General features: G+C 71.6%; 2 protein-coding genes. Both read right to left on the bottom strand.

The window, feature by feature from the left end; all coding sequences use genetic code 11:
- Positions 1–59: 59 nt before the first annotated feature.
- Complete coding sequence (locus G6R24_RS23435) at positions 60–3839, bottom strand: AAA family ATPase (RefSeq protein ID WP_163550335.1); 3780 nt, start codon at positions 3837–3839, stop codon at positions 60–62.
- Position 3840: 1 nt separating this feature from the next.
- Complete coding sequence (locus G6R24_RS17730) at positions 3841–5070, bottom strand: metallophosphoesterase family protein (protein WP_163550334.1); 1230 nt, start codon at positions 5068–5070, stop codon at positions 3841–3843.
- Between the last annotated feature and the right edge of the window lie 446 nt (positions 5071–5516).

Below are 5516 nucleotides of genomic sequence, written 5' to 3'. Positions count from 1 at the left end.
TTAACCTACGGCCATTGGGGGATGGGGTGTGGCGCCGCCGTGGTCGCCGTGACCGGCTTTCAGGCGTGCTGGGCCTGGTGGTAGGCGTCCTGGATGGACTGGGCGATGCGGCCTCGGTCGGAGACCTCGTAGCCGTGGGCGCGGGCCCACGCCCGTATTTCGCCGGCGTCATGGTCGGCTGCGGCGGGCGGGGTCCGGCGTCCGGATGCGAACCGCTCGGGGGGCGGCTGGGTGTCGGGGGTGGCGTGAGCGTCGGTCGAGCCGTCGGTCCACTGGACGAGTGAGGCTCTGATCTGGTCGGCGTCACGCAGGTCCGCGGGCATGACGACCGGGGCGAGGCGGCTGATCCGCACGGATTCGCTGAGACTCGGATCCTCGAAGGAACGGATGATCTCGGCGAGATGGTCGTGGTGGGTGAAGACGATGATCTGCCAGTTCTGGGCCAGTTCCGCGAGGACCCGCAGGGTCGCGGCGGCGCGGCGGTCGTCGAAGGTGATCAGGATGTCGTCGAGGGCGACGGGTAGTGGTACCTCCCCGCGAGCGATCCGTTCGTTCTGCAACTGGCTGATCGCGGCGAGGCGCAGGGCGAGGTAGACTTGGTCGGCGGTGCCTTCGGACAGTTCACCGGGTTGACGCTCCACCTCGTCCGCACGAACGACACGCAGAAACCGCTGGTTTCCCTGTTCGATGGCGCGCAGACCCACGCAGAATCCGCCGGTGAGACGTTCGAGAACACGTCCGGCGGCGTCGAGCAGTGGGGAGGCGTGGCGGCTTTCGTAGGCTTCGAGCTGATCGCGCAGCAGCCGGTACTGCATGGTGGTGACGAGGTAGCTCTCGGCCCGTTCGGCGACCAGCGCGAGGTGTTCCCGTGACTGGGCGAGCAGGACGTTGACGCTGGGTTTCTCCTGTAGCTGGCGCAGAATCGCATCGCTGGCACCGCAGGCGTTGTCGGCTTCGGTCTGGGCGGCGGTGCAGGCGTCGCGATGGTCGCGGGCGGCTTCGAGTTCCTGGTCGAGGGTCGCCTCGTCGCGGGTCGCGAGGTGGTCGACGAGATCTTCGAGGTGGTGGTCGGGGGCGGTCGCCCGGATGCGCGCCGCGCTGGCCGCTTCCCTGTCCTGCCAGGTGTGGGCGGCGTGACTGCGTTCGAGGACGGGCGGCAGCGGCTCGTCGCCGGGGAGACCGGCCTCGGCGCGATGCTTCGCCACGGCGGTGATCGCCAGGCCATGGCGGGTGTGGGCGTCGGCGAGTTCGGTGCTCAGATCGCCGATGACGCGGCGCACGGTCTCGGCGGCGGCCAGGTTCCTGCTGGCCGTGCCCAGCCGTGTCGCGAGGCGGTCCAGGGTGTCGGTGGGTGTGTCGGCGGCGTTTTCGCCGTGTCGGTCGGCGAGGACGGTGATGTCCTGGGCGAAGCTCTCGATCCGGCCGCGGGCCGCCGCCGCCCGGTCGCGGGCCTCGGTGGCGCTGTGATGGGCCGTTTGGGCCTGTGCGAGCCCGGTGTGCCAGGCCGTCCAGCCGTCGGCGGTCATGACGGACGGCGGCCAGGTGGCGGGGCCGCTGGCGGTGGCGGTGGCGGGTCGGGTGGTGGCCCATCGCTGCTGGGTGTCGGCCCATGCGCGCAGTGCTTCGGCCAGGTCGCTTTCGGCGCGGGTGCGGGCGGTGCGGGCGTGCGCGGTGGCAGCCGCGTGGGTGGCGGCGCTGGCTCGGACTTCGCGGGCGCCGTCGTCCTCGGCGAGCAGGTGGCCGGCGGCGGCCAGGGCGGTGTCGAGGTCGGCGTCGGGGTAGGGATGGCCCAGCCGGGCGAGGGCCTCGGTCAGGGTGGCGCGTTGGGCTTCGGCCTGCCCGGTCAGGGCGGTGATGCGGCGTTCGGCGGCGAGCAGAGTGGTGTGGGCCTGGTGGGCCTCGTCGAGTGCGCGGTAGGCGTCGTCGGCGGCGTCCACCGTGGGTGGGGTGAGGCCGAGGTCGCGCCAGAAACCGTCCCATTGCTGGTGGGCCTGCTCGGCGGCGATGTGCGCGGCCGCGGCCGCGGCGGCGGTGGCGGTCCGGTGCTGCTCGGCTTCCTCGAGCAGGCGCTGTTTCTGAGCCTGTTTCGTGGCGGCGGAGGCGTGTTCGATCAGGTCGTCGGCGATCTCGTCGGCCCGGCTCGTCGCGAGGGCGAGGCTGGGCAGGAGTTCGGCGGCCCGCTCCGGGGTCAGGCCGCCCGCGGCGACGCTCACGAGCCGATCCCACAGGTCGGCGCGGTGGGCGCGGGTCTGGGCGAGCTGGCCCGGGTCAGGTAGCCGCTTGCGGGTCGCGGCGGCGAGCTGGGTGCGGGCCGTGTCCACGGCCTGCTCGGCGCTGGCGTGCTCGCCGTCGCACCTGGCCACCTCCGCGTCGGCCTTGACGCGCTGCTCGCGGGCGGTGCGCAGGGCGTCCCGTCCGGGCAGTACGGACGGCTCGGCCTCGAGGAGCTGGGCGCCGGCGCGGCGCAGGGCGTCCCGACGATCACCGTAGGCCCCGGCGGCCTGGTCGGCCGCGGTTCGCTGCGCCCGGGTGGCCGATCCCTCCTGGTCGATCGCGGTGACCACTTCGCGGAGCAGCACGACGAGCAGCGGGTCGCGGGTGGCGGCGAGGGTCGGGGCGGCGGCGCGTTCCCGTTCCTCGGCCGTCTGGATGCTCTGGTCGGCGCGCGCCAGCTCGTCTCGCAGGGTGGCGATCCGGGTGCTGAGGGCGTCGAGGTCGGCGGCGACGTCCACCGGGACGTGCAGGGCGCTCAGCAGCTCCTCGACCGGGTGCTGGTCCTGCGGGCCGACGAGCTCGGCCAGCAGCGCGCGGGCCCGCGCGGTGAGTTCCTCGGCGCGGCGGTCGTCCTGCTCGGCCTGCCCGGTGTCACCGACGCGGGCCTCCACCAGCCGTTGTAGCCGGGTGATCTCGTCGTTGTCGGCCAGCAGTCGCTCGTCGACGGGCAGCGCGGCGAGGTTCTCCCGCTCGGTCTCGATGGCGGCGAGCAGCCGTCGGACGTCAGCCGCGGTCACACCCGACGTCTCGTCCGCGTCGCTCAGCGCTGTGACCTGCTCGGGTGTGAGCACCATCCCGGTGGCGAGCAGCTGGTCACGTGCCGCCCGCGCCTCGAGCATCGCCTGGACTTCGGGCAGGGCCCGGCGGCGCTGCTCGGCTTCGGTGTGGGCCCTGGTCGCCGCCGCCAGCCGGGTCTGCGCGGTCCGCGCGGCCAGCTGCCGGCGCGCCTGCTCCTGTTCGGCTTCCTGGACGGCCTGCCCTGAGCTCATCGCGGCCTTCGCTTCGCCCTGCAGCCGGTCGGACTCGGCCCAGGCCAGCCGGATCGGGCTGCGTTTGTTGCCGCGATGCGTCTTGTACAGCGCTTCGCTTTCGGCCTGCAACGTCCGCACCAGTTGGTGTACCGCCCGGCCGCTGCGGGCCGCGAAGACCAGTTCGGCCAGATCGCCGCTGCCTTCGAAGACCCGGCTGCCGCCCTCGCGCAGTTCCCGTTGGGACAGGCCGAAGGCCCGCCGCCACTGGTCGCGGGCATCCGGCTCCGGTGGCCCCCAGATCGGGTCGAACGGATTGCCGTCCGGGATGGTCTGCAGGCCGGTGCCGCGCCGGCGGACGCGGACCTGCCGCCCGTCGGGGAGTTCGAGATCGGCGGTGAGACTCAGCCGGCCGGTGGAGAAACTGTAATCCCGGTGGCCGCGGCGAAATCCCCACAGCAGGTCCGCGAGGCCGCTCAGCGTGGTGGACTTCCCGGTCTCGTTGTCGCCGATCACCACGGTCAGCCCGGGGCCGAAGGTGACCTCACGGTCCTCGAAGGCGCCGTACCGCTCCAACCCGAACGAACGAATCAACATCTCAGATCTCCACGTCGCCGGTGAGGCGGGCGAGCAGCCCGGTGCCGGCACGCTCGGCGAGCTCGGCGAGCACCGCGGTGTCGCGCAGGTTCAGCAGCTCCGCGTTCCGCAGGAAACGGCCGAACTCGCGGTCCAGCGGCTCGGCGAACGCTGCCAGCCGGTCGCCGTCAGCGGCCAGATCCGCCCCGGCGGCGCGGATCGCGGCCACCAGATCGGCATCGACCGTGCTCGGAGCATGTGGGCTCTCGACCCGCACCCGGATCTTCTCGAATGCCACCGCCAGCGCGGCCGCGGCGCCGTGCAGCTCGTTTCGCAGCCGTTCCTCGTCCGTCAACGCCCCGGCCACAGCGGAACGCCCGACGAGTACCAGCCGGGCGGCCACCGGCCGTTCCCCCGCGTCCGCGCGGGTCGCCCGCAACCGCTCGTCGACGTCTTCCAGGACGTCATCCAGTGTGCGGCAGGACGAGACGTCGATTGTCAGCGACGCCCAGCGGATGTCATCGCAGGGCTCGAACCGGGTCACCGGCCGCCGCCCCGGTTCGATCTCGACGACGAGCGCCCCCTTGGGCCCGCTCTCCCGCGGCATCCGCCCCTGAAGGTTCCCGCTGAACGCGGCCACTCCCTCGCCGAGAACCTGATGGGTGTGGACGTGCCCCAGGGCGAAGTAGTCGTAGCCGGTGCGGGTCAGATCCTCCACCGTGCACGGCGCGTAGACGGCGTGCCCCTCGGCTCCCCCGACCGCGGTGTGCAACACCCCCACGTTGACCAGACCGCTGATCGCGTCGGGATAGGAACGGGCCAGGTTCGCGTACACATCCCGGGTCGCGTAGCTCTGGCCGTGCACCGCCAGACCGATCTCCTCGACGTGGGCGGTACCGGCGTTGTCCGCGTCGAAGACCGTGACGTTCGGCGGCAGGCTCAACGCCCTGGTGATCTCGCTCTGCGCGTCGTGGTTGCCCCGGACCAGGAACACCGGGATCCGTTCGTCGTGCAGCCGCCGCATCTGCTCGACGAAGAAGCGGCCCGTCCCGTAGTCCTGCCAGTCACCGTCGTAGAGGTCGCCGGCGAGCAGCAGCGCATCCGCCTCGGAGCGCACCGTCAGCTCGACGAGGTTCTCCAAGGCGCGCCGCGTGGCCAGCCGCAGCCGATCCGCCAGCGCGGGGTCCTCAAGTCGGCTCAGCCCGCGAAGAGGACTGTCCAGATGGACGTCGGCCGCATGAACGAGACGCACGCTCGATACCCCCAGAATCCATCGAGCTTTCTCCGGCGCCGGCGAAAAGCCGACTTGACCGAAGGAGTCTGGTACCGCGCCAGCCCGAAATCAACCCACCCCGACCACTCGAACCGCAACATGTCTGCAGATCGTTCAAATATTGTTTTCCTGTAGCGCCGACCGCCGAGATGGCACGCAAACGGCCGACCGCCCGACCCTGTGCACCCGGCCCCGTCGTTCACGGCAGCAGGCCGAACACTCAGTCGGTATCGGCGACCTGGCGGTGGGCGGCTCGCTCGCGAAGGTACTCCTCGTACTTGTCGAGAATCTCGTACATCTCGGCCAGCGGCATGGAGAACTCATCCCACTCGCCGGCCAGCACCCGGCGCCAGTCCTCCCGGAAAGTTTCTATGCTCCTGAGGCTGTGCTGGATGTCATCCTCAAGCCCAATGGCCGTAGGTTAA

The sequence above is a fragment of the Candidatus Frankia nodulisporulans genome (assembly GCF_902806475.1).
Classification (GTDB): domain Bacteria; phylum Actinomycetota; class Actinomycetes; order Frankiales; family Frankiaceae; genus Frankia; species Frankia umida.
The sequence above is the reverse complement of the archived record's forward strand: the minus strand, read 5'-3'. Positions and strand labels throughout refer to the sequence as shown.